We start from the raw sequence: 25,119 nt of genomic DNA on the forward strand, positions 1-25,119 counted from the left end.
CGCACGGCCGTCACCGCGCGGCCGTCACCGCATCGCCGTCACCGCACGGCCGTCACCGCACGGCCGTCACCGCACGGACAGGGCGCCGTCGATCTCTCGACGGGAGGAGATCCCCAGCTTGGCGAAGACCTTGCGCAGGTGCCACTCGACCGTACGGGGACTCAGGAACAGGTGCTCGCCGATCTCCGCGTTCGGGTGCCCGGCGGCCGCGAGGCGGGCGATCCGCGCCTCCTGCGGGGTCAGGACCGGCGCGCCGACGGTCCTCTTGCGAACCGTCTCACCGGTGGCGAGCAGCTCACGCCGGGCCCGCTCGGCGAAGCCCTCCATACCCGTGCGCCCGGCCGCCTCGTACGCCGCCCGCAGCTCGGTACGGGCCTGCGCGCGCCGGTTCCGGCGGCGCAGCCACTCCCCGTACAGCAGTCGGGCCCGGGTCTCGAACACGCCGAGCCCGCCGCGGCCGAAGTGGTCGACGGCCTCGCGGTAGCGGTCCTCGGCCTGCTCGGGTGCTCCGGTCAGGGCTTCGGCGACCGCGTGCGCGCCCAGGGCCCAGGGCGTGCCGGCCCGGCTCCAGTCGGCGAGCCGCTCGCGCGCCCCGGCCGCCACGGCCGGCTCGCCGGCCCTGGTCGCGGCCTCGACCAGCTCGCCGCACGTCCAGACGTGCACCACGAGGTCCTGGTACTCCCCGCCCCGGAGCGCCGCTTCCATGGCGAGCGGATAGTTGCCCAGGCCGTTGTGGAGCACCGCCCTCGCGCACGCGGCTACGCCGACGAGTCGGCCCAGGCCGCGCTGCTCGCCCTCGTGCTCCATCGCCTCGATCGCTTCCAGGGCCGGTCGTTCCCGTCCCTGGTACGCGCTGATCAAGGCCGCCGTGGCCGTGCGCGCCACCGAGCCGGTGACCTTGTCCAGGGCCGCGGCCTCGGCCAGCAGGTCGCCCGCTGGGGAGAAACGCCCCGCGAAGCCCAGCGCGGACGCCTGGTAGGGCAGCGCCGTCGAGAGGAGCGACAGGGTTCCCGTCCGGCGTGCGAAGCGGACCGCCCGGCCGCCGATGTCCAGCCAGCCCTGGAGATCGCCCAGCTCCGCGGCGGCGTTCGCGGCCGCCCACAGGACGGACGGGTCCTCCTCGTCGGTGAGGGAGCGCAGCGCCCGTGCCAGCTGCGGGAAGACGGCAGCCGGCCCGTCCACGCTCCGGGCGACCAGGGCCCTGAGGAAGACTCCCGCCGGCTCGTCGCCGGGCGGCAGGTCTCGAGCGGCCTCGGCGACCCGGCGCAGTGCGCCTTCGTCGTACCGGCCGACCCAGATGGCCGCGTCGTACGCCGCGAGGCAGGTCTCCCGCGCGAGGGCCGGGTCGAGGTCCCTGAGCCGACCCGCCGCGTCGAGCAGCGGCTGCACCGCGCCCCTCCCCGAGTCGGTCATGGACGACGCCTTGGCCCGCAGCCGGCCGGCATGGGCCTGCTGCAGCCGGTCCAGCGGCCCCAGCTCCGCGGCGGCGAGCAGGTCGGGCACCCGGGCCGGCACGCCCGCGGCGACATGGGCCGCCGCGGCCGCCAGAGCGCGCCGCGCCCGCGCCTCCGGGCAAGGGGTGAGCGCGGCGGCACGTTCCAGAAAGGAGGCGGCGGCCGCCCGGCCGCCGCGTGCCAGGGCCCGGTCGGCGGAGCTCTCCAGTGCGGCCGCCACCTGTTCGTCCGGCCCGACCGCGGCGTGGGCCCGGTGCCAGGCCCGCCGGTCGGGGTCGCGCTCGGCGTCGGTGGCCTCGGCCAGGGCCGCGTGCGCCGCATGCAGCGCCGCGGCATCCGCGCCGCGCCACACCGCCGAACGCACCAGCGGGTGCCGGAACCGCACGGCGGCTCCCAGGGTGATCAGGTCCGCGGCCTCGGCCGGCGCCACGGCCTCCGGCCCGATGCCCAGCAGACGCAGGGCGTGCCACAACAGCGGCCCGTCGCCGACCGGTTCGACCGCCGCGACCAGCAGCAGGGCACGGGTGTCGGCCGGCAGGGCGTCGACGCGCCGACGGAAGCCGTCCTCGAGCCGGGTCGCCAGCGGGCCGGCGCCGGGCCCGCCGAAGCCGAACGCCAACTCCGCCGGCGACAGGCCCCGGGGCAGCTCCAGCAGGGCGAGCGGATTCCCGCCGGTCTCGGCCACGATCCGGTCCCGTACCCGGGCGTCGACCGGCCCCGGCAGCACGCCGTCCAGCAGCGCCCGGGCGTCGGCATCGGCCAGCCCGCCCAGCGGAAGGTCCGGCAGACCGGAAAGGCCCTCGTCGTCCGCCTTCCCGTCGGCGATCCGCTCGGCGAACACCAGCGCCACCGATTCCGCGTCCAGCCGGCGCCCGACGAACGCCAGGATTCGCCGGGACATCAGGTCCAGCCACTGCGCGTCGTCGACCAGGCACACCAGCGCGGACCGGGCCGCCGCCTCGGCGAGGAGACCGAGGACCGCGAGCCCCACCAGCAGCATCTCGGGCGGGTTTCCCGTGCTCAGGCCGAACGCGACCCGCAGCGCGTCCTGCTGCACCTCCGGCAGCCGGCCGAGGTGCGACAACAGCGGGGCGCACAGCCGTTGCAGGGCCGCATAGGCGAACTCGGCCTCGGCCTCGACACCGGCCGCGCGTACCACCTGCCACTGCCCCGCCTGCCCCGCCAGGTGGTCGAGCAGCGCCGACTTGCCGACACCCGCCTCACCCCGCAGCACCAGCACCCGGCTGCGCCCGTCGCGCACCTCGCGCAGCAGACGGTCCAGCACCTCCACCTCCCGGGTACGCCCGATGAGCTGGTGGTTCGCGGACTGCGGCATGGCACCTCCGGGGAGAGTTCCTCCCGGAGGAGCTGCACCCATCCTACGAAGGGCGGGGCCGGCCGAGTCGCACGGGTTCCGTCACGACCGGCGCGCGGCGGTCAGCCGGTGGCACGCGCGGTGGTGCGGGGCCCGGCACCACCGCGCCGTGTCACCTCAGCGTCCTGAAGGCGGCGCGGAGTTCTTCGGCCAGGAGCCGCGGCTGCTCCCGGGCGGCGAAGTGGCCGCCCCTGTCGACCTCGTTCCAGTGGACTCCTTGTGTCGGAACGGGATGTGAGGTGTTCCGCCCGCCGTCGGGCGTCACCGGCCTACCCCGGCGCCCCTCGTGACAGGGGGTTCGAGGCCTCCGTGCGAAGAGGTCGCCGAGGGCCGTACCGCCCTGGTCCGGGTGGCGTCAGGCCGGGACCACCCGGTAGCTCAGCACCGGCCACGGCAGGTTGAACTGGGCCAGCGAGCCGGTGGCCCACGGGGTGGCGCCGGAGCAGCCCGCGCCGGAGTACAGCACCACGGACGCGGAGCCGGAGGCGACCTGGACCGATCGGGCGGGTGCCGCCAGCGTGTGGCACGTGCCGAAGTCGTCGAGGTCGACCGCGGTCACCGCGCCGCTCCCGCCGGTGCCCGAGTAGAGGCGGGCGCCCGGCTGCAACGGAGGCCAGCCGGCGGCGTGCGCCGTTCCGGCACCGAGGCCGGTCAGGGCGGCGACGACCATCGCCGTGGCGGCCGAGCCGCGGAGCATGGCCCTGGGTGTGAACATGTGAATCACCTTTCCGTGTGTGATGGTGCCGCCGGAAGGACCGGGCCCGGTTCTGCGCCCGGAACACCCGGCCACTGCCGGCGACCGCTCCGGCGCTGTCGGACAGCGGGCTGCTGATGACGGGAGGCACAGACGGGGCGCCGCCTTCGGGGCGGGCGTGTGCTCTCCATCATCGGCTCGGTACTTCTGTTCCACATCGGTCATTTGACGGTACGTCCGCTCTGCCCCGGACTCCTCGCCCAGCCCGAACCAGGACCGCTCACCCCGGTCACGGCTCACCGCCCGACGCGGTCAACCGGTCGGCCCCCGCCGTCAGATGACCGATGTGCCGACGCGTGGCGGTGAAGCACGCTTGGACCCGCGGGCAACACCAACCCCAGCGCCGTCACGGCCCGTCGCGGCGGCCGGCAAGGAGAAGACGTGAACAGCAGCCAGCTCTTCGACGGTGTCGCACACCCCCGGCAGCACACCTCTCCCGCCCCCGGTCGCTCGGGCTCACCGCTGCGCGACTACGTCCTGCGCAGCCTTCCCGCCGCCCTCGACGACCTTTCGGCAGGGCACCTGACGTACCATCAACTTGCGGACTCCCAGGCGCAGATGCTCCGGAACATCACTCCGCAGTGCCTATCCGAGGACGACGAGCGGACCGCGCGTCTCCTCCAGCTCGATCTGCTCTTCCTGCTCAGCGGCTACGCGCCCGCGGGGCCGCAGGCCGCACCCCGCGCCCTGGCCGAGCTGATATCCGCCCAGTGCGGCAGGTTCCCCGCCCTGGATCCCCATCTGAGCTATGAGCTCCTGATCGACGTCAACTGCGAGGAACACCGGCGCAGCGGGGACATCCGGGTGTTCTCCGCGGGCCGGGACGCCCTTCTCGAACGGGACTTCTACCTCGGCCACCACCTCTCCGAACCATGGGCCAAGTCGGCCGCCTACGGCCTGCGCTCGCTGGTCCTGCCGACGGCCGCCGCCCGACCGGCCGCGGTCCTGGACGACGTCGTCGAGTACCTGTCCTACTTCCCCTCGTGGTCGCGGCCCGCCATCGCGCGGTGGCGCGGCGATTCCATCCGCGGGGCGAACGTGTCCCAGCGGCTGCGGGAGGGACGGCTGGTGCTCGACCGCGCGGGGCGCGCCCGGCTGGTCAGGGTGATCGACAAGTTCGTGGACTTCCGGATGGCGCACCTGGGCGTCACCCGGCACGCGCTCCCCGAGGCGTTCCGGGAGCGGACCGGGCTGACCCGTCGCGGTATCCGCGAGCAGGGCGGCGAACACGACATCCTGGACGGCCGGGACCCCGGCACGTCGGGGTTCAGCGTCCGGCACGTGCTCACCAATGCGGTGTACCGGCTCCTCGCGCTTCGCGCCTATCTCATCCACCCCGGCTCCGCTCCGGCCAACCAGTAGGCAGGCAACCGATGTCAGCATTCCGTGTCGCCGTCGTCGACGCGTTCGGCACGTCCTCCGGGTTCACCGGCGCCTTCGGCGCACTGGGCGGCGAGGTGATCCAGGTCCGGAGCACTCCCGCCCCTCCGGTCGGACTCGATCCGGTGGACGACCGGGCCTTCGGCCATGTGCTCGTCCACGACGGCGAGTTGGACGTCCTGACCGCACAACTCGCCGCGCTGGGGCCGGTCGCGGTCCTGGCCGGTCGCGAGACCGGGGTGGAGCTCGCCGACGCCCTCTCCGAGCGGCTGGGGCTGGCCTCCAACGGCACCGCCCTGAGCAGCGCGCGGCGCGACAAGTACGTGCAGATCGAAACGATCAAGGCTCAGGGCGTCCCCGGCATGCGGCAGCTGCGAACCGGTGACGAGGCCGAACTGCTGGCCTGGCACGAGGAACTGGGCGGGACCGTGGTCGTCAAACCCCTGCGCGGCTACTGGGGCGACGGCGTGTCGTTCTGCGACGCTCCGCAGGACTCGGTCGCCGCGCTGCGCGCGCTCCGCGACCGCCGCGTGGTGCTGGGCGAGCCGATCACCGAGGTCGTCGCCCAGGAGTACCTGGTGGGCGCCGAGTACATCGTGAACACGGTCAGTTGCGCGGGTGTGCACCAGCTGACCGACGCCTGGCGCACCGAGCGGATCCAGGCCAACGGGGTGCGGGACCTGGTGACCGCGCAGGTGCTGCTGCGCTGCGACGAACAGCCGGTCGGCGAGCTCTTCGGCTACGGCCGCCGGGTGCTGGACGCCCTCGGCATCCGGTACGGCGCGGCACACCTGGAGATCAAGCTGACCCCGGACGGCCCGCGACTGGTCGAGGTGGGTGCCCGCGTCTCGGGGCTGCCCTACTACACGGCCGAGGTCCTGGGCGAGGGCCAGCTGGAGTGGACCGTCGACGCCTACGTCCGGCCCGAGCGGTTCCGGGCCCGGGCGGGCCGGCCCTACCAACGGCAGCACGCGTTCGCCTGGGCGGCACTGGTCGCTCCGACTACGGGCCGACTGCGGGGCTACCGCGCGCTCGACCAGCTCGAGCAACTGGCGAGCTTCCACTCCCTCACCGAGCTGGTGAGGCCCGGTGACGCCATCACCTCAACCACCTACGACCGCGAGTATCCGGTCACTCTGACGCTCAGCCACCCGGTGGACGCCGTTCTGCAGCGCGACCTCAACACGGTGCGCTACCTGGACGGCCCCGGGATGTACGAGATCACCCCGGCGGCCGATTGACAGGTTCGCCGGCCGGCAGCCGGTCACCCCCGCCGACCACCGCGCCGAAGTACCGCAACTGGCGCAACTCCACACCCCTCATGCTACGACGGTAGGAGCCTGCGCCTACCCGCGATGTGATGGTTCTGTGCCCGATATCCGTTTTCTCCGGCACCCGGCACCTCCTGCTTCGGGGCCTCCTAAGTACATTTCATGCATTGGGAGTTGATGCTACTTTCCATGTACCGATGCAACTCAGGGAGGGGTTGAAGTGAAGGTCACGTTCATCCAGGTGGAGGGCACGGCAGAAGAGCTGGACGCGTCCGACGTGGGAAGGCAGCTCATTGCCGCGATGGGAGTGGGCCCGACACCCGCCAGCCGTGCCACCGCAGGGGAGGACGCGGCGGTCGGGGGCAGCCGGCAGTCGCTGCCGATTCCCGGCCTCGCGGCCGAGGGCCAGGCGGAGGTGAGGAAGATGCTGACCCGGAACCCCGCCGCGGAGCAGTTCATCTCGTTCCTCGAGGAGACGACGTCGTGGCCCAACGCCGCGCTGCACGGGGTCAAGCGGAAGACCCACCAGGAGGGAGAACCCCTCGACTACAGCGACTACCTGCGCCTGCGACGGCAGGGAAGCCAGCTCGGCGGGTTCGCGTACGTCCACGCCGACACCGGCGTGGTCAACCTGCGGCTCAACTACGACAGCGACGCCGCGGCCCTTCACGGCATCGCGCCGGACGCCTATCTCGTCCCCAAGGGCCACCGGGCCTACCGGGTGAGCGTGCAGATCACGGACGAGAACACGCTCCGCCAGGCACTCGAACTCGCCGAGATGGCCTACAAGCTGACGTAGCCCAGGATCGACGCGGTCAGGCCGAACCCTGATTCGCCACCAACGTCCGTGCTTCCTCCGGCAGTTCTTCGGACGCCGCCGCGCCGAACGGCTGGGGCCAGGACCCGGCGGGCCGCCTCCTGCCGGTCGACGCGGAGTATCCGGGCGAGCCCGTCGAGCATGATGACGGGCTCGCCCTTCGCATAGCGGAGGGCCTGGCCTCAGAGGTCCCCGGCGCCCGCCGCCAGCTGCTCCCGGTCGTAGGAGTCCCGCGAGAGGGCGATGGCGTCGCGGTGGCGTTCCGCCCAGGCGGTGAGGCCCTTGAGGGAGGCGTAGAGTTCGGCGGCCATCTCGGTGCCGCGGTACTCCACCTTGGGCGGCACGGTCGCGTAGACGGTGCGTTCGATCAGTCCGTCGCGTTCGAGGTTCCGCAGTGTCAGGGTGAGCATGCGGCGGCTGATTCCGGGTACGGACCGTTCGAGTTCGGTGAAGCGGACCGGGCCGTGGCTGAGGTTGAGCAGGATGCCGATCGCCCACTTGCCGCTGATCCGGTTGAGCGCCTCCAGGACGGTGCACGCCTCGCGGGCGGGGGCCGGGTCGTCGAGGCCGCCGGTCTCGTCGATGTCCTCGATCACATCGTTGTTCCCCAGGAACATGAAAGTGCCTCCTTACGGTGGACTTGATGGTCACACATGATGGTCGCTGTAACAAGAAGTGCCCTCAGGGAGCGCGGGCGCCACCGGGCGCCCCTCCCGGGCCATTCCCCCGAAGGACTGCTCCGATGACCACGCAAGCCCCGCCGTCCCTCCAGCCTTCCAGGTCACGCTGGTTGGCACTGGGGCTCCTCTGCACCGGCAACCTGATGATCATCCTCGACGGTTCGATCGTGACCGTCGCCCTCCCGACCATCCAGACCGACCTCGGCTTCACCCAGTCCGGCCTGGCCTGGGTGGTCAACGCCTACCTCATCGCCTTCGCCGGGCTGCTGCTGCTCTCCGGCCGGCTGGGCGACCTGCTGGGCGGCAAGCGCGTCTTCAGCGCGGGCCTGGGCCTGTTCACGGTGGCCTCGCTGGCCTGCGGCCTGTCCTCCTCCTCGACGGCGCTGGTGGTGTTCCGGTTCGTCCAGGGGGTCGGCGGGGCGCTCGCCTCGGCCGTCGTCCTGGGCATGATCATCACCCTGTTCCCCGACGCCGGCGAGCGCGCCAAGGCACTGGCGGCGTACGCGTTCGTCTCCGCGGCCGGCGCCTCGCTGGGCCTGATCCTGGGCGGCGTGCTGACGCAGAGCTTCAGCTGGCCGTGGGTGTTCTACGTCAACGTGCCGATCGGCCTGGTGGCGCTCGTGCTGACGCAGAGCGTGGTGCCGGGCGGGAAGGGGGCCGGGCTGCGCGAGGGCGCCGACCTGATCGGTTCGGTGCTCGCCACCGGCGGTCTGATGCTGCTGGTCTACACGATCATCAAGGCCGAGGAGTACACCTGGGGCGACGCCCGCACGCTGGGCCTGCTGGCCGGCTCGCTGGTACTGCTGGTCGGTTTCGTGATCCGCCAGGCGTACGCGGCCAAGCCCCTGCTGCCGCTGCACATCTTCCGCTCCCGGGCGGTCTCCGGCGCCAACGGCATCATGGTCCTGATGGTCGCCGGCCTGTTCGGCTACCAGTTCTGCACCGCGCTGTACTTCCAGAACGTCCTGGGCTACGACGCGCTGAAGACCGGGCTCGCCTTCCTGCCCGCGCCGGTCACCATCGCGATCGTCTCGCTGGGCTTCGCGGTCAAGCTGAACCAGAAGTTCGGGCCCCGCCGGGTGCTGGTCGTCGGCCTGCTGCTGGTGGCCGCGGCGCTCGCGCTGCTGGCCCGGGTGCCGAGCGACGGGAGCTTCCTCGCCGACATCGTGCCGCCGTTCGTGCTGCTCGGCCTCGGCTTCGGCGCGGCCATGCCGGCGCTGATCGGCCAGGCCATGTCGGTCACCTCGCCCAACGACGCCGGCATCGCCTCCGGCCTGGTGAACACCACCCAGCAGGTCGGCGCCTCGATCGGCACCGCCGTGCTCGCCACGGTGGCCGCCTCCCGCACCGCGACGCTGCTCGGCGAGGGCGACAGCAAGGTGGCGGCGCTCACCGGCGGCTTCCACCTCTCCTACGGGCTCAGCGCCCTGTTCGTGGCGGTCGGCGTCCTGGTGGCCGCCTTCGTCCTGCGCAGCCCCGCGGACGGCGCCGAGAGCGCCCCCGAGTCGGACCTCAAGTCTGCGGACACCCCCGTACCGCACGTTTGACGGTCCCCGTGCGGCCGTTCCGGAGGGCCTCCCGGAACGGCCGCACCACCCCGACGGCGCGCACCGCCGCCGGGGCCGCGCCGCACTCCGCACCACGTCGGAGCGCCGCGTCGGAGCACCACGTCGGAGCACACCGGCCGAGCACGCCGGCCGAGACACCGGCCGAGCACACCCACGAGGATCCCGCCGCGAAACCCGCGGGCCCCGGGAAAGGGCCCGCTTAGGGGGACGGTCAGGGGGGTCGGATCCGGACGGAGCCAGCAGACTCGTCGCATCGTCCGCGGCCGGGTCCATCAGCGTCTCCCCCGCGGGGTGGGCGGGCCTCACGCCGCCCACCGTTCCCCGCCTCGCGCAGGATCGAGAAAGAACCCATGTACACCAGACGCCGTTTCCTCCGTCTCCCGGTCACCCTGACCGCCGCCGCCGTCATCGGCCCCGCCGTCCTCACGGCCTGCTCCGACTCCTCCGCCCCGCCCTCCGCGAAGAGCGCCGGCGGCGGCACCCTGCGCTACGGCGCCGCCGTCGAACCCGACAGCTGGGACCCGCACGCCGCGTCCACCGCCGTCACCGGGCGGCTGCTGCGCCCGGTGCTGGAGTCGCTGGTCGCGATCGCTCCGGACGGGACCGTCAAGCCGTGGCTGGCCGAGTCGTGGACGGTCTCGCCCGACGGCCTCACCTACACCTTCACCCTGCGCACCGGCGTGACCTTCAGCGACGGCACCCCGTTCGACGCGGCGGCGGTGAAGGCGAACTTCGAGCACGTCACGGCGGCGAAGACGGCGTCCAAGCGGGCGGCCGGCCTGCTCGGCCCCTACCAGGAGACCGAGGTGGTCGACCCGCGCACGGTGGCCGTGCACCTGACGGCCCCCCACGCCTCGTTCCTCAACTCGGCGGGGAGCACCTTCCTCGGCTTCCACTCCCCCGTCGCGCTGCGCGACCACGCGGGCGACCTCTCCTCCGGCGGCGCGTTCGTCGTCGGCACCGGCCCGTTCACCTTCGAGTCGGTGACGCCGGGTCAGCAGGCGGTGTTCAAGCGCCGGTCCGACTACGACTGGGCCCCGCCGACCGCCGCCCACCAGGGGCCGGCGAAGCTGGAGAGCATCGTCGTGCTGCTGCTGAAGGAGGACGCCTCCCGGGTCGGCGCCCTGACGTCCGGTCAGGTCGACGCCGCCGAGCTGATCCCCGCCAACCGGCTGGCCGGCCTGCGCGGCCGCAACGGCGTCGAGGTGGTCCGCAAGGCGGTCCCCGGCGTCCCCTACACCTACTACCTCAACACCGCCCGCGCGCCGTTCGACGACCCGCGCACCCGGCAGGCCGTCCGGCACGCCATCGACTTCGCCGGGATCGTCAAGGGCGTCTTCCAGGGCGAGTACGAGCAGGCCTGGGGGCCGCTGGCGCCCTCCACCCCCGGCGCCGAGCCGTCGTTCGCCAAGCCGGCCTGGGAGTACAGCAAGGAGAAGGCGGAGAAGCTGCTGGACGAGGCCGGCTGGACCGGGCGGGACGCCGACGGCTACCGCACCAGGGACGGCAAGCGCCTCAGCGCCGAGCAGCCGTACGTGCAGACCTTCGTCTCGGCCCAGAACCACACCTTCGACGTGGGCGTGCAGGACGCGCTGAAGCAGGTCGGCATCGAGCTGAAGCTGGTGCCGCTGGACTCCGCGGGCTCCATCGGGCGCACCGGCAAGGGCGACTACGACGTGTTCGCCTTCGCCTGGCAGGGCTCCGACCCGGTCCTGCTGGGCAGTCTCTACCACTCCAAGTCCCAGTTCGGGGGCGGCGGGGCGAACGGCAGCCGGGTCAAGGACGCCGAGATCGACGGCTGGCTGGACGAGGCCGAGGCGACCGTGGACGCCGAGCGGCGCGCCGAGCTGTACCGCAAGGTCCAGCGGAAGATCGTCGAGCAGGCGTACTCCTTCCCGGCCTACATCGCCACCATGGACGTCGCCCGGCACGGCAAGGTGAACGGGCTGGTCCTGGACGTCGACGCCAACACCGACTTCTACGGCATCGGGGTGGCCTGAGGTGTCGAACAGTGCCCGGCACGTGCCGCCCTGGGCCAGGTTCGTCGCCCGGCGGCTCGCGGCGGGGCTGGTGGTGGTGTGGGGGACGCTCACGGTGACGTTCTTCGCCCTCCACCTCGCCCCCGGCGACATCGTGGACGGACTGATCGGGCCGGGCGCCGCCGGCACCCCGGCCCTGCGTGACCAGGTGATCGCCGAGAACGGCCTGAACGACCCGCTGCTCGTCCAGTACGGCCGCCAGCTCGCCCGGTTGGCGAGCGGCGGCCTCGGCTGGTCGTACCAGCTCAACGAGCCGATCGAGCGGCTGCTCGGCAGCCAGCTCGGCCCGACCGTCGAGCTGGCGGTGTCCGCGCTGGTCACCGCGCTGGTGCTGGCGGTGCTGGCGGCCACCCTGACGGCCGGCCGGGGCCGGGCGGTGCGCGCCGCCGCCGGTGTCGCCGAGCTGCTGATGGTGTCGATGCCCTCGTTCTGGCTGGGCATCATCCTGCTGACGGTGTTCTCCTACCGGCTGCACGCGCTGCCCTCGATCGGGGCGGACGGGCCGGCGGCGCTGGTGCTGCCGACGCTGGCGCTGGCGCTGCCGCTGGCCGGGGTGCTCGCCCAGGTGATCCGCCAGGAGCTGGAGAGCGCCGACGGCCGCCCGTTCGTGCTGACCGCGCGCTCGCGCGGCCTGGGCGCGACGGCGGTACTGCTGCGGCACACCCTGCGGCACGCGCTGCTGCCGCTGACCACGCTGGCCGGCTTCGTACTGGGCAGCCTGTTCGGCGGCGCGGTGCTGGTGGAGAACATCTTCACCCGGCCCGGCCTGGGCCGGGTGCTGGCCAACGCGGTCGGCTCGCGCGACCTGCCGGTGGTCAGCGCCCTGGTGGTCATCTCCAGCGCGGCGTTCGTGGTCATCAACACCCTGGTGGACGTGCTCCACCCGCTGATCGACCCCCGGCTGCGCGAGGGAGGAGCGGCATGAGCACCGTGACCGCCCTCCTCGACCGGCCGGCCGCGGCCGCCGCCCGCCGGGGCGCGCTGCTGCGCTCGCCCGCCCGCCTGGTGCCGCTGGTCCTGCTGGCCGCGGTGGCGCTCGTCCTGGCCTTCCCCGGGGTGTTCGCCACCCACTCCCCCGCGGCGACGGACGTCGCGGCGGCGCTGCGCCCGCCCGGTGCCGAGCACTGGCTGGGCACCGACCAACTCGGCCGGGACGTCTGGTCGCGGCTGGTGCACGGCACCCGGCTGTCGCTGCTGATCGCGGTCGGCGCGACGCTGATCGGGGTGGGCGGCGGCGCGCTGCTCGGCCTGGTCGCCGGCTGCGGCGGACGGCGCGTCGACTTCGTCCTGATGCGGCTGGTGGACGTGCTGCTGGGCTTCCCCGAACTGCTGCTCGCGCTGGTGGTGGTGGCGGTTCTGGGCGGCGGCACGGTCAACGTGGCGATCGCCATCGGCATCGCCGGGGTGCCCCACTACGCCCGGCTGGTGCGCGGCCAGGCACGGCTGGTGCTGCGCTCGGAGTACGTGGAGGCGGCGCGGGTGCTGGGGGTGCCGGCCTGGCGGTCGGTGCTGCGGCACGTGCTGCCGAACGTCGGCGGCCCGCTGGTGGTGCTGGCCTCCATCGGGCTGGGCTCGGCCATCATCTCGGGCTCCGGGCTCAGCCTGCTCGGCCTGGGCCCGGTCCCGCCGGAGGCGGACTGGGGCTCGATGGTCGCCGACGGCAAGGACTTCCTCCAGACGGCCTGGTGGATCTCGATCTCACCCGGCCTGGCCGTCTCGGTCGTGGTGGTCTGCACCACGCTGATCGGCCGTTCGCTGCAGCTGAGGGCGGTGCGATGACGACGACGACAACGGAAGCGACCGGTGCGGAGGCGACGGCCGGGGACACCGGTGCGCCGGTGCCGGGCCCGCTCGTGCGGGTGGAGGGACTGCGGGTGTCGTTCCCCGGCGCGCCGCGGCCCGCCGTGGACGGGGTGTCACTGGCCATCGGCCCCGGGGAGTGCGTGGCGCTGGTCGGCGAGTCCGGCTCGGGCAAGTCCGTCACCTCGCGTTCCCTCATCGGGCTGGCGGGCGCCAGGGCCCGGGTCTCCGCCCGGACCCTGGAGGTGGCAGGGACGGACACCGCCGGCTTCGGCGAACGGCAGTGGCGCGCGGTGCGCGGCCGGCGGGTCGCCGTGGTCTTCCAGGACGCGCTGACCGCGCTGGACCCGCTGCGCACCGTCGGCGCCGAGATCGCCGAGGCGGCCCGCCTCGGCGGCACCGCCGGCCCGGACGTCGGCGCCCGGGTGGTGGAACTGCTCACGGCGGTGGGCGTGCCGGAGCCGGAGGCCCGGCGCACCCAGTACCCGCACCAGCTCTCCGGCGGGCTGCGCCAGCGCGCGCTGATCGCCTCGGCGCTGGCCGCCGACGCCCCGCTGCTGATCGCCGACGAGCCGACCACGGCGCTGGACGCGATCGTCCAGGCACAGATCCTGGCGCTGCTCGGCCGGCTCAAGGACGAGGGCCGGGGACTGCTGCTGGTCAGTCACGACCTGGCGGTGGTGGCGCAGTTGGCGGACCGGGTGCTGGTGCTGCGGCGGGGCGAGGTGGTGGAGAGCGGGCCGACCGGCCGGGTGCTGTCCGCCCCGGAGCACCCGTACACCCGGATGCTGCTGGACGCGGTGCCCTCGGGCCGCCCGCCGGCCCGTCCCGCCCAGGCCCCGGCACCGGCCGAGGCACCGGACACCGAGGCACCGGACGCCGAGGAGGCGGCCCCGGTGCTGACCGGGCGCGGGCTGGTCAAGTCCTTCGCCCCGGGCGGGCCGAGGGCCCTCGACGAGGTCGGGTTCACCCTCCGGGCGGGCGAGGCGCTGGGCGTGGTCGGCGAGTCCGGCTCGGGCAAGACCACGCTGGCGCGGGTCGCGATGGGTCTGTCCCGTCCCGACGCCGGGGAGGTGCTGCTGCACGGGCGGCCCTGGTCGGCGCTGCCGGAGCGGCGGCGCCGGGCCTCGCGCTCGGCGATCCAGTTCGTCCAGCAGGACCCGTACGCCTCGGCGGACCCCCGGTTCACCGTGGCGCGGATCATCGGCGAGGCGCTGCCGGGACTGCGGCGCGCCGAGCGGGCCCGGCGGTGCGCGGAACTCCTCGACCAGGTCGGCCTGCCGGCCGAGCTGCTCTCCCGCCGGCCGCACCAGCTGTCCGGCGGTCAGCGCCAGCGGGTGGCCATCGCCCGGGCGTTGGCGGGCCGTCCGCGGGTGCTGGTCTGCGACGAGCCGGTCTCGGCGCTGGACGTCTCGGTGCAGGCGCAGGTGCTGGAGCTGCTGGACCGGCTGCGGCGCGAGCGGGGCATCGCCCTGCTGTTCATCACCCACGACCTGGCCGTGGTGCGGCAGGTCGCCGACCGGGTGCTGATCATGCGCGGCGGGTCGGTCGTCGAGGAGGGCGAGACCGAGCGGATCTTCGAGGCCCCCGCCCACCCGTACACCCGGGCCCTGCTGGACGCCGTCCTGCGGCTGCCCGGCTCGGACGGTGCGGACGGCGCGGGCAGTACGGGCAGTACGGGCAGTACGGACGGCTCGGGCAGGACGCACGGCGCCGACGTCACCGGCCGCGACGACCCCCGGCAGGACCCGCAGCAGGCCCCGGAGCAGAACACCGAGCAGGACACCGAACACGTCGCCGGGCAGGACGGCGAGCACGTCACGAAGTGGGAGACATGACTGACACGACGACGGACGCCGTCCCCGAGGCCGCCGAGGCGTGGCTGCGGCGGGCCGAGGAGGTCGCGGCGCTGCTGGCGCCCGGCGCCGCCCGGCGCGACCGCGAGGGCACCCCGCCGGTGCGGGAGATCCGGCTGCTGAAGGAGTCCGGCCTGGTGACCCTGCTGGGGCCGGTCGAGTACGGCGGGGCCGGCCAGGACTGGTCCACCGCGTTCCGGGTGGTGCGCACCGTCGCGGCGGCCGACGCCTCGGTGGGCGAGCTGCTGGCCCACCACTACGTGTGGGTGTCGATCGCCGAGTTCATCGGCACCGACGAGAAGATCCAGCACATCGCCGAGGTGTCGGCCCGGGCCCGGTGGTTCTACAGCGGGTCCTCGAAGCCCCGCTCGGCGCCCCTGGTGATCCAGGACACCGGCCGCGAGATGCTGTTCCACGGGCGGCTGGAGCGCGTCCTGGGCCACCCGGTGTCGGACATCACCATCCTGGAGGGCTTCCTGGAGGACGGCGACACCCCGATCAGCGCGCTCGCGATGACCGACCACCTGGGGCTGTCCTTCGAGCCCGGAGCCGAGGAGTTCGGGCTGCGGTCGCTGGCCGCCGGGACGGTGGTCGCCGACGGCGCGAACATCCCGTGGACCGGGGCGCTCGGCCACGTCGACAAGACCTTCGTGCCCCGGGTCTACAACACCTTCCTCACCCCGGCCTTCCAGCTCGCCCAGGCCAACGCGCTGATCGGCGCGGCCCGGGGCGCGCTGGACGCCGCCGCCCGGCACGCCCGCGAGCAGTGGTCGCAGGCGCCGCTGACCGAGGCCGCCGCCGCGGACGCGGCCCGGCACTACGGCGCCCTGGCCTCCGCGCTGTGGGCGGTGGAGGCGTTCGCCGACGCCGTCGGCGCCGAGGCGGACGCCCTGCACGCGCGGCGCCGCACGGTGACCGAGGAGGAGCGCGGCCGGCACGCCGTCCGGGTCGCGGCGCTGGCCGCGCAGGCCGGCGCGGCCGCCGACGCGGTCACCGCCGGCGTGCTCGGGGCGGCCTGCCCCGGCGGCGCCGAGGCCGCGGCCGGGCTGGACCGCTACTGGCGGGACACCCGGGCGCGGCGGGTGCACGAGGACGACCCGGGGCGCGCCCGCGTGGTGGGGCGCCACCTCCTGCACGGCGAAGTCCCCCGCCCCACCTGGTACGCGTGACACCCCGAGTAAGGAGCACCCCCGCATGACCAGCAGTTCCCCGACCGTCCCGCTGTCCGTCCTCGACATATCGTCCATCGACTCCGCCGGCAGCCCCGCCGAGACCCTGGTCGGCACCCGCCGGCTGGTGGCGGCCGCCGACGAGCTGGGCTACACCCGGTTCTGGGTGGCCGAGCACCACAACTCGCGCGGGATCGCCGGCTCCGTGCCGGCCGTCCTGCTGGCCGCGCTCGGCGAGCGGACCAGCCGGATCCGGATCGGCGCGGGCGGGGTGATCCTGCCCAACCACCCGCCGTACGCCGTCGCGGAGTCCTTCCGGACGCTGGCCGCGCTGTTCCCCGGCCGGGTGGACCTGGGCATCGGCCGCTCGGGCGCGGACCCGCTGCTCTCCCACGCGCTGCGCCGGGCGCCCGACGAGGACTTCCCGGCGGCGTTGGAGGAGCTGCTCGCCTTCGTCGACGGCGGCTTCCCGGACGGGCACGTCTACCAGCGGCTGGAGGCCCTGCCGGAGCCGCCGCGGCCTCCCCGACCGTGGCTGCTGGGTGCCAGTGTGCGCAGCGCCGTGGACGCGGGCCGGCGCGGGCTGCCGTACGCGTTCGCCCACCACTTCTTCAACTCGCGCGGCACCGAGGAGGCGCTGCGGGCGTACCGGCAGAGCTTCCGGCCCTCGGCCCGGGCCGAGCGGCCGCACGCGATCGTCACCGCCTACACGGTGTGCGGGGAGACCACGGAGCACGCGCGCCGGCTGACGGCGCCGGCGCTGTTCCCGGTGCTGCGGCTGAACGGCGCCTCGCCGATCGCGCCGCTGCCCACCGTCGAGGAGGCGGCGGCGTACCCGTGGACGGAGGCCGAGCGGGCCTCCGCCGACGCGCTGCTCAGCACCCAGGCGGTCGGTGACGCCGAGGAGGTCCGCCGGGCGCTGACGGACCTGCTGGAGCGCACCGGCGCGGACGAGCTGATGGTGACCAACAACGTCACCGACGTCGAGGAGAAGATCCGCTCGCTGGAACGCGTGCGGGACCTCGCCCCGGCGCTGCCCGTCCCCGCCGGGGTCAGCCGGTAACGGCCGGGCGGCGGCGATGGGCGCGGGCGCCGAGGCTGTCGCGGATGCGGCGGTGGTGGGTGACCAGCCAGACCCGCTCGGGCTCCCCGGGCGGGCAGCGGTCCAGGGCGTGGTCGAGACAGCTGACCGCGAGCGCGTCGTCGCCCGCGGCGGCGGCCCGGGCGGACGCCCCGACCAGGGCTTCCCAGGCACGGCGCTCCATCGCCTCCACCGGGGTGCCGTCCGCCTCGGCGAGCGCGATGGCGCGGTCGTGGTGGAAGGCCAGCAGCCCGGGGCGGGGCACGTCCAGCAGGGCGGCCCAGTCCGCCGCCCGCAGATGGCGTTCGACCAGGACGCGGCCGGGCAGCTGGGCGAGCGCGACATCACGGCTGACGGCGTACCGGAAGGCGTACTCGACGTCTCCGGGGACGCCGCTGCGGCGCACCCGGCGCAGCAGTTCGCGCGACTCCAGGAGCTCCAGGCTGCGGCCGACCTCCTCGGGGTCGCGCTGGCTGACGGCCTCGACCGCGCCGCGCCACAGCGTGCCGCCGACGACGGCGGCGTCGCGCAGCACCGAGCGGGTGGTGCGGTCGAGGCCGTCGAGCTGGGCGGCGGCGACGGCGAGGACGGCCGGCGGGTGGTCGGCGCCGGCGTCCGCCGCCCGCGCGTAGGCCTGGGCGAACAGCGGGTTGCCGTCGGCGAGGGCCGCGCGGCGGTCGTCGGCGGGCGTCGGGTGGCGGCGGCCGGAGGCGGCGCCGATCACGGTGGCGGTGGCCGCGGTGGACAGCGGTGCCACGTGCAGCAGGACCGAGCGGCGCTTGGCACACCCCCAGGAGGGCCTGGTGTGGAGCAGTTCGGAACGGGCGCCGACGATCAGCAGCAGGGCGACCGGGCCGAGCCGGACGGTGAGGTCCTCGACGAAGGAGCGGACGAAGTCGGCGGCGCGGTGGAGGTCGTCCAGGACGACCACCAGCGGGCGCTCGGCGGCCGCCTCCTCCAGGAACTGCCGCAGCGCGCCGAGGACTTCCTCCCGTGGGACGGCGCCGCCGTCCGGCCCCTCGGCGGAGGCGGCCGGGGCGGGCAGGCCGAGGCAGGCGGCGAGCGCGGTGACGATCGGTCCGGTGTCGGCGTGCGGGAGGAGCCCGCGCACGACGTTGGTCAGTGCGGGCAGGACGACGGCCGCCGGCGCGCCGGCGCGGATGCCCGTGTAGGCGCGGACCAGGCCGGCCAGCGGCTCGTAGGGGGTGTGGGCGTCGAAGGCCGGGGTGCCCGCGTGGAGCACCCGGGGCGCCGGCGGTCCGGCGCCGTCGCGCAGCGCGGCGGCGAACTCCCCGATCAGCCGGGTCTTGCCGATGCCGGGCTCGCCCAGCACCGTGACCAGGTACGGCAGTTGGCGGCGGACGCTGTCCTGGTAGGCGCCGCGCAGCAGGTTCAGCTCGTGGGTGCGCTCCAGGAACGGCGGTTCGGCGGGATGCCCGGACGGCCCGCGGCCGTCGCGACGGGCGGGCGCGGGGCGGTGGACGCCGGGGACGCCGGGGACCGGGGCGAAGCCGAGGTCGGCGCCGCCGGTCTCGACGGTGGCGTCGGCGGCCCACAGTTCCCCGCGGGGGACCTGCAACAGCAGGTGGTGGCAGGCGTCCAGGACCTCTCCGGTGACTTCCACGGGCTCGGGCGCGCTGTCGTCGTAGGTGACCACCACCTCGCCGGTGCCGACCACGAGGTGGGTGACCGGCCGGGTGGCGGCGGCCCCGCTGCCGGGCACCGGTCCGGCAGCGGTGGCCCCGGGGGCGGCCGGTCCGGGCGCCTCGAAGTGGCGGTGCAGGGCGAGGGCGGCGCGCAGGGCCCGCTCGGCGTCGTCCTCGTGGGCCCGGGGGACGCCGAAGACGACCAGCCACACCGAGCCGAAGGCGCGGCGCACGTGTCCGCCGAAGGGTGCCATCTCGCGCCGGATGTCGGCGGTCAGCTCCTTGACGGCGTGGTCGACGCGCTCGGGGGCGAGGGCGCCGCCTTCGGCCGTCCACTGGGCGCGGACCATGACGACGCTGGCCGCGCGCCGCTCGACCCGTTCCCAGGACGGGCGGAAGGCGTGCTCGGCGCCCGGGGCGTCGGCGGTCCCTGCGCGGCCTGCGCGGCTGTCGTCGGCGCGGTCGTCGGCGGGCGCGGGCGGGGCGGGGGCCGGCCGGGGGCGGGAAGTCCGCCGCGCCGCCCGGGGCGGTGGTGAGCCGCAGCGCCAGGGCCGGGTCGTGGCTGAGGATCGCGCGCTGGAGGCGTCGCAGGTCGCGGCCGGGCTCCAGGCCGAAGCGGTCGGCGAGCAGGTCCCGGGTGCGCCGGTAGCGGTCCAGCGCCTCGGACTGGCGCCCGCAGTTGTAGAGCACGACCATCAACTGGGCGACCAGGCGTTCCCGGGTCGGCTCGGCCTCCAGCATGGACTCCAGTTCGCCGATCAGCTCGCGGTCCCGCCCCATCGCCAACTCGGCCTGGATGCAGTCCTCGTGGACGGCGAGCCGGGTGCCCTGGAGGGCGGCCAGCTCGGGCCAGGTGAGCCCGGCGTCGCTCACGTCGGCGAGCACCGGACCGCGCCACAGGCCGAGGGCGCGGCGCAGCAGTTCCGAGGCCCGCGTCCAGTCGCCGGCCGCCAGTCGGGCCCGGCCCAATGTGACAAGCTCATGAAATTCCGTGAGATCGAGCTGTTCAGGCTCGATTCTGAGCACGTATCCGGGCACAGTGGTATTCAGCGCGGGTTTCCCGTCCGCCGGCTCCCCGACCGCCTGGAATGTGCGGCGCAGCCCGGCCACCGAGTTCTGCACCATTTTCCGCGCCGTGGACGGACGATCATCGCCCCAGAGTGCGGCGACTATCTCGTTGATACCCACCACGCTATTCGCGCGGAGCAGCAGAACACCGAGCAGGGCCCTCTGCTGCAAGCCGCGAATGGGCACGTCGGTGCCGTCGGAGAGCACTTCAAGCGGCCCCAGAACGTTGAATCGCACCCCTACCCCCTTGATTCCCTGCGATTCCGGAGAAAGCCATTCCGGAGAATGTGCCCGATGGTACATCAGATCGATCCGGGGCCTTCCGTTGACCGCACGTCGACTTCGATCTACGCTATCGATGGCGACCCCCCACCCGGTATTCCCCGAGGCGAATTCGCCGCCGCCGACCGGCCGGGCTGATTCGACGTCGCGGTGATCGGGCAGGCGTGCGGGCCACGGGGGCGTCGTAACGGCGCCGGCCTGCTGGACCGGCCGGCGTTGCCGGTGGATCCCCGTGGTCCGCGTGATCCCCGTGGACCGCGTGATCCGCATGGTCGAGACCCCGGCTCCGCTCCGTCCGCGACACCGCCTTCCGCCAGGACGCCCCCCGAGATCAGCACCGGCCACGGGCCCGGGAACACGGCGACCCCGCGCGACCCCGCGCGACCCCGCGATCAACGCCGTCCGCGATCAACACCCTCCGCGACCACGGCCGCACCGGCATCGCGGCCGGCCTCCGCCACGCCTCCGGTCGGCCCCTCACCCGCCCACTCGTCCTCCTCCACGCCCCTGAGCAGGGACGATGAAAGACCGTCAGGACCCTGGACCAGCCCTGCCCACCCGGCCGCCCCGGCGGCAGTGGCCCGCCCATGAGCGATCAGTTCCCGGGCGATGGGCGGGGTGTCCCCATGATGGGTTCGACCGGGAGCGGGTGGCCGTCGCCACCGCCCCGGGGGAGCCGCCGGGGACCGGCGGCCGGACGCCTACAAGAGACGAGGTCGGGGGTACCCGGTGCCTTCCCTGCTGGAACGTGACGCGCACATCGACAGACTCGACCACCTGCTCGCCGAATGTCTCGGCCGCGCGGGCCGGGTGGCACTGGTCGACGGACCCCTCGGCAGCGGCAAGAGCGAGCTGCTGCGGGTGTTCACCGCCCGGGCCGCCGAGCGCGGAGTCCTGGTCGTGGGCGCGGGCTGTTCCGCCCAGGAGCGGGACCTGCCCTTCGGGATCGCCGACCGGATCGCCCACTCCCCCGGCTGGCCCGCCAAGCACGCCGAGCGGCTGGCCGCGCTGGCCGACCCGGCCGTCCTCGCCGACCCGGCCGGGAGTGCCGGCGGCGCCGCCCTCAACGGCACTGCCCTCAACGGCAGCGCCCTCAACGGCACCGGCGCGGCCGGCGACCCGGCCGGCCCGCCGTCGCCCGCGCTGCTGCGCGCCTGCCGCGACCTGACCACCGCCCTGCTCGCGGCCGCCGCCGACACCCCGGTGCTGCTCTGCGTCGAGGACATCGGCCACGCCGACGAGGCGTCCCTGCACTTCCTGCGCCACCTCGTCCGCCACCTGCCGCAGAGCCGGGTGCTGCTGGTCCTCACCGACGGCAGCACCCCGTGGCCCGCGCGGCGCCGGCTGCACGCCGAACTGCTGCGCCACCCGCACGCGCACCGCCTCGCGCTGGCCCCGCTGTCCCGGGCCGGCGCGCTGCGCCTGGTCACCGAGGGCCTGGGCGAGGAGGACGCCCGTCACCGCGGCCCCGGCCTGGTGGACGTGGCCGGCGGCAACCCGCTGCTGCTGCACGCCCTCGTCGAGGAGCACCTCGACCGCGCCGACGAGCCCGAACCGCGCTACGGCCCGGCCCTGCTGAGCTGCCTCCACCGGGCCGGCCCCGGCGTGCTGCGGGTCGTCCAGGCCCAGGCCGTGCTCGGCGAGGAGGCCCCGGCCGAGGACGTGGCCCGGCTGCTGGGCGAGCGGGAGAGCGCCGACGCGGTCGCCCGGACCCGCGCCACGCTCACCGCCGCCGGACTGCTGGACGGCGAGGGACGGCTGCGCACCGCGGCCGCCCGCGCCGCCGTCCTGGAGGACCTCGCCCCGCACGAGCGCACCGAACTGCGGCTGCGGGCCGCCCAGTTGGCCCACGAGACGGGCAGCCCCGCCGCCGAGGTGGCCCGGCACCTGGTCGAGGCCGGGCGGGCGCCCGCGCCGTGGGCGGTCGCCGCGCTGACCGAGGCGGCCGAGCACGCCCTGCTCGACCACCGTCACCGCACCGCCGTCGCCTGCCTGAGCCTGGCCCACAAGGAGGCCGCCGAGGAGAACGACCGGGCGGTGCTCCGGCACCGGCTGGCGCAGGCCGAGTGGCAGCTCAACCCCTCGGCGGCGGCCCGGCACCTGGTGCCGCTCACCGCCGCGGTCCGGGCCGGGCACCTCGGGCTCGCCGAGGCGCTCGTCCTCGTCCGGTACCTGCTGTGGCACGGCCGCGGCGAGGAGGCGCTGGCCGTCCTGGACCTGCTGCGCGCCCGGACCGGACCGGCCGGACCGGCCTCCCCCGCCGAGACGGGCGCACTGCGCGACGTCGAGACCTGGCTCGCCTACACCCACCCGGGCCTGGCCCGGGGCCGCCGCGTCCCGGTGCTGCCCGCCGACCTGCGGCACACGGTCGCCCCGGACGTCGACCCGCAGCTGCGGGCCGCCGCCGCACTCGCCGGGGCGCTCACCCGGGGACGGGCCACGGAGACCGTCGACCACGCCCAGCAGGTGCTGCACGACGCCCACCTGCACGGCCGCACCGCGTGGGCCGAGGAGGCCGCGCTGCTCGCGCTGCGGGTGCTGCTCCAGGCCGGGCGCGCCGACACCGCGGCGGTCTGGAGCCAACGGCTGCTCGGCACCGCCGCGCGCCGCGAGGCCCCGACCGCGACGGCCCTGTACTCGGCGGCGCACGCCGAGGCGGCCCTGCGGCTCGGCGAGCCGACCACGGCGGCCGAGCACAGCCGGGCCGCGCTGACCCACCTCAGCCCCACCTCCTGGGGCATCGCGGTGGGCCTGCCGCTGGGCACGCTGGTCATCGCCGAGAGCCGCACCGGCGAGCACCGCTCGGCCGCCAAGCACCTCACCCACGCCGTCGGTGAGGCCATGTTCCAGAGCCTGTACGGGCTGCACTACCTGTTCGCCCGCGGCGAGCACTACCAGGCGACCCGGCACGGCCACGCGGCACTCGCCGACTTCCTGTCCTGCGGCGAACTGCTGCGCACCTGGGGCCTGGACGGCGCCGGGGTGGTGCCCTGGCGCACCCAGGCCGCCGACGCCTGGCTGCGGCTGGACAACCGGGACCGCGCCTGGCGGCTGATCCACGAACAGCTCAGCCGGGCCGACGCCGACCTGCCGCACAACCGCGGCCCGGCGCTGCGACTGCTCGCCGCGGCCGGGCCGGCCGGGCGGCGCGGCCCCCTGCTCACCGAGGCCGTCGACCTCACCGAGGCCTCCGGCGACCGCTACGAGCAGGTGCGGGTGCTCACCGACCTGAGCCGGGTGCACCAGGGCTCCGGCAACAGGCGCCGGGCCCGGCTGCTGCTGCGCCAGGCCCTGCACGTGGCGAACATGTGCGCCCTGCAGCCGCTCGTCCAGGAGCTGCTGTCGGTCTCGGCGGACCTCGGCGAGAGCGGCCCCGCCGCCGACGCACGGGAGCCGGGCGGGGTCGACGCGCTCACCGAGTCCGAGCGGCGGGTCGCCTCGCTCGCCGTACTCGGCTACACCAACCGCGAGATCGCCGGACGCCTGTACGTCACGGCGAGCACCGTGGAACAGCACCTCACCCGGGTCTACCGCAAGCTCGGGGTACGCCGACGCAAGGACCTGCCCGCCGATCTGTGGGCCAACCTGAGGAAGACGGGATGACGACGCCGATGACCACGCCGACCGCCACCAGCCTGACGGTGCACGACGGCACCGGGCCCGACCTCGCCCGGGCCCTGGCGGGCCTGACCGCCGGCCAGCAACCGCAGTGGCCCGATCAGGAACGGGTGCGCGAGGTGCGCGCCGCGCTCGGCGCCCTGCCGCCCCTGGTGGAGCCCGCCGCCGTGGACCGGCTCCGGGAGCGCCTGGCCGAGGCCGCGCTCGGCCGGGCCCTGGTCGTCCAGGGCGGGGACTGCGCCGAGACCTTCGCCGGCAACACCCCCGAGCACGTGCGCGCCAACCTGCACGCCCTGCTGCACTGCGCGACCCTGTTCGAGGTCGCCTCCGGCCTGCCGGTGGTGCCGGTCGGACGCGTCGCCGGGCAGTACGCCAAGCCGCGCTCCAGCCCGACGGGCCCGGACGGGCTGCCCTCCTACCGGGGCGACATCGTCAACGGCCTCGCGGCGACGGCCGAGGCCCGCACACCGGACCCGCGGCGGATGCTCACCGCGTACGACGGCGCCGGCGCAGCGCTCGACGTGCTGGACTCGGTGGCCGACGCGACCCGCACCGAGCTGTTCGCCGGTCACGAGGCCCTGCTGCTCGACTACGAGGTGCCGCTGGTGCGCGACGGGTACGCGCTGTCCGGCCACTTCCTGTGGATCGGCGAGCGGACCCGCGAACTCGACGGCGCGCACGTCGCCCTGGCCCGCCGGATCGCCAACCCGCTGGGCCTCAAGCTGGGCCCGTCCACCACCCCGGAGCAGGCCGTCGCCTACGCCGAGGCGCTGGACCCGGACCGCGTCCCCGGCCGGCTGACGCTGATCAGCCGGATGGGCGCGGACCGGGTGTCCGACGTGCTGCCGCCGCTGGTGGAGGCGGTGGCGGACGCGGGACACCCGGTGGTCTGGCTCTGCGACCCGATGCACGGCAACACCGAGACGGCGGCCGGCGGGCTGAAGACCCGCCGCTTCGACCGGATCGCCGCCGAGGTGAGCGGGTACTTCGCCGTGCACCGGGCGATAGGCAGCCACCCCGGCGGCCTGCACCTGGAGCTGACCGGCGACGACGTGACCGAGTGCCTCGGCGGTCGCGAGGACCTGCGCGAGGAGCAGCTCCCCGAGCGCTACCTGACCGGCTGCGACCCGCGGCTGAACGGGCGCCAGACCCTCGACCTGGCGCGCGTGGTGGCGGAGATCCTGCTGGAGCACTCCGCCAGGCGGGCGCCCGTGGCGGTCTGAGGACCGCCCACCCGGACCGACGGCCCGCTCCTCCACGC

General features: G+C 74.9%; 16 protein-coding genes and 1 pseudogene. 12 read left to right on the forward strand and 5 right to left on the reverse strand.

The annotated features are described in order from the left end of the window. Positions 1 to 66: 66 nt before the first annotated feature. Both ACFCY1_RS17940 and ACFCY1_RS17945 read right to left on the reverse strand, forming a co-directional pair. Positions 67 to 2,790, reverse strand: coding sequence for an AAA family ATPase (locus ACFCY1_RS17940; RefSeq protein WP_375875159.1), 2,724 nt, complete (start codon positions 2,788 to 2,790; stop codon positions 67 to 69). 394 nt (positions 2,791 to 3,184) lie between these two features. Further along, the gene (locus ACFCY1_RS17945; RefSeq protein ID WP_375875160.1) at positions 3,185 to 3,544 is read right to left on the reverse strand and encodes a hypothetical protein; all 360 of its coding nucleotides are present in this window, start codon (positions 3,542 to 3,544) and stop codon (positions 3,185 to 3,187) included. Positions 3,545 to 3,964: 420 nt separating this feature from the next. Here ACFCY1_RS17945 and ACFCY1_RS17950 point away from each other — a divergent pair, with 420 nt between their 5' ends. The 3 genes from ACFCY1_RS17950 (at position 3,965) to ACFCY1_RS17960 (ending at position 7,033) form a co-directional block, all read left to right on the forward strand. Continuing rightward, positions 3,965 to 4,945: a hypothetical protein gene (locus ACFCY1_RS17950; protein WP_375875161.1), complete on the forward strand. Its 981-nt coding sequence runs from the start codon at positions 3,965 to 3,967 to the stop codon at positions 4,943 to 4,945. 11 nt (positions 4,946 to 4,956) lie between these two features. Then, positions 4,957 to 6,204, forward strand: a complete 1,248-nt coding sequence (locus tag ACFCY1_RS17955) for an ATP-grasp domain-containing protein (protein ID WP_375875162.1) — start codon at positions 4,957 to 4,959, stop codon at positions 6,202 to 6,204. Between the two features lie 250 nt (positions 6,205 to 6,454). Further along, positions 6,455 to 7,033 (forward strand): hypothetical protein, encoded by a 579-nt coding sequence (locus ACFCY1_RS17960; protein WP_375875163.1) that lies wholly within the window; start codon positions 6,455 to 6,457, stop codon positions 7,031 to 7,033. Positions 7,034 to 7,233: 200 nt separating this feature from the next. Here the strand turns inward: ACFCY1_RS17960 and ACFCY1_RS17965 are convergent, their stop codons facing one another. Then, a complete protein-coding gene (locus tag ACFCY1_RS17965; protein ID WP_082345177.1) occupies positions 7,234 to 7,668 on the reverse strand; it encodes a helix-turn-helix domain-containing protein in 435 nt (144 codons plus the stop codon). Positions 7,669 to 7,793: 125 nt separating this feature from the next. On the opposite strand from ACFCY1_RS17965, the gene ACFCY1_RS17970 reads away from it, so the two are divergent. From ACFCY1_RS17970 to ACFCY1_RS18000, 7 genes are all read left to right on the forward strand, one after another. Further along, a complete protein-coding gene (locus ACFCY1_RS17970; protein ID WP_375875164.1) occupies positions 7,794 to 9,278 on the forward strand; it encodes an MFS transporter in 1,485 nt (494 codons plus the stop codon). 371 nt (positions 9,279 to 9,649) lie between these two features. Next, positions 9,650 to 11,299, forward strand: a complete 1,650-nt coding sequence (locus ACFCY1_RS17975; RefSeq protein ID WP_375875165.1) for an ABC transporter substrate-binding protein — start codon at positions 9,650 to 9,652, stop codon at positions 11,297 to 11,299. A 1-nt stretch (position 11,300) separates the two neighbouring features. Continuing rightward, complete coding sequence (locus ACFCY1_RS17980; RefSeq protein WP_241852957.1) at positions 11,301 to 12,263, forward strand: ABC transporter permease; 963 nt, start codon at positions 11,301 to 11,303, stop codon at positions 12,261 to 12,263. Continuing rightward, a complete protein-coding gene (locus ACFCY1_RS17985; protein ID WP_375875166.1) occupies positions 12,260 to 13,117 on the forward strand; it encodes an ABC transporter permease in 858 nt (285 codons plus the stop codon). The genes ACFCY1_RS17980 and ACFCY1_RS17985 overlap by 4 nt, the downstream gene beginning before the upstream one ends. Then, positions 13,114 to 14,976 (forward strand): dipeptide ABC transporter ATP-binding protein, encoded by a 1,863-nt coding sequence (locus ACFCY1_RS17990; RefSeq protein WP_375875167.1) that lies wholly within the window; start codon positions 13,114 to 13,116, stop codon positions 14,974 to 14,976. The genes ACFCY1_RS17985 and ACFCY1_RS17990 overlap by 4 nt, the downstream gene beginning before the upstream one ends. Next, on the forward strand, positions 14,973 to 16,163 hold the full coding sequence (locus ACFCY1_RS17995; protein WP_375875168.1) for an acyl-CoA dehydrogenase family protein: 1,191 nt from the start codon (positions 14,973 to 14,975) through the stop codon (positions 16,161 to 16,163). The genes ACFCY1_RS17990 and ACFCY1_RS17995 overlap by 4 nt, the downstream gene beginning before the upstream one ends. 25 nt (positions 16,164 to 16,188) lie before the next feature. After that, positions 16,189 to 17,226, forward strand: coding sequence for an LLM class flavin-dependent oxidoreductase (locus ACFCY1_RS18000; RefSeq protein ID WP_074003437.1), 1,038 nt, complete (start codon positions 16,189 to 16,191; stop codon positions 17,224 to 17,226). On the opposite strand, the gene ACFCY1_RS18005 is transcribed toward ACFCY1_RS18000, so the two are convergent. Next, complete coding sequence (locus tag ACFCY1_RS18005) at positions 17,216 to 19,240, reverse strand: AAA family ATPase (protein ID WP_375875169.1); 2,025 nt, start codon at positions 19,238 to 19,240, stop codon at positions 17,216 to 17,218. The genes ACFCY1_RS18000 and ACFCY1_RS18005 overlap by 11 nt on opposite strands. A gap of 274 nt (positions 19,241 to 19,514) precedes the next feature. Next, positions 19,515 to 20,510: pseudogene (locus tag ACFCY1_RS18010) on the reverse strand (BTAD domain-containing putative transcriptional regulator); the annotation flags it as partial. Between the two features lie 459 nt (positions 20,511 to 20,969). Here ACFCY1_RS18010 and ACFCY1_RS18015 point away from each other — a divergent pair. Both ACFCY1_RS18015 and ACFCY1_RS18020 read left to right on the forward strand, forming a co-directional pair. Further along, positions 20,970 to 23,843 carry an AAA family ATPase gene (locus tag ACFCY1_RS18015; RefSeq protein ID WP_375875170.1) on the forward strand — a complete coding sequence of 958 codons (2,874 nt, stop codon included), beginning with the start codon at positions 20,970 to 20,972 and terminating at the stop codon, positions 23,841 to 23,843. Continuing rightward, positions 23,840 to 25,081: a 3-deoxy-7-phosphoheptulonate synthase gene (locus tag ACFCY1_RS18020; RefSeq protein ID WP_375875171.1), complete on the forward strand. Its 1,242-nt coding sequence runs from the start codon at positions 23,840 to 23,842 to the stop codon at positions 25,079 to 25,081. Before ACFCY1_RS18015 ends, ACFCY1_RS18020 begins: the two co-directional genes overlap by 4 nt. Positions 25,082 to 25,119 lie beyond the last annotated feature (38 nt).

This window comes from Kitasatospora sp. NPDC056273, assembly GCF_042268845.1.
Classification (GTDB): domain Bacteria; phylum Actinomycetota; class Actinomycetes; order Streptomycetales; family Streptomycetaceae; genus Kitasatospora.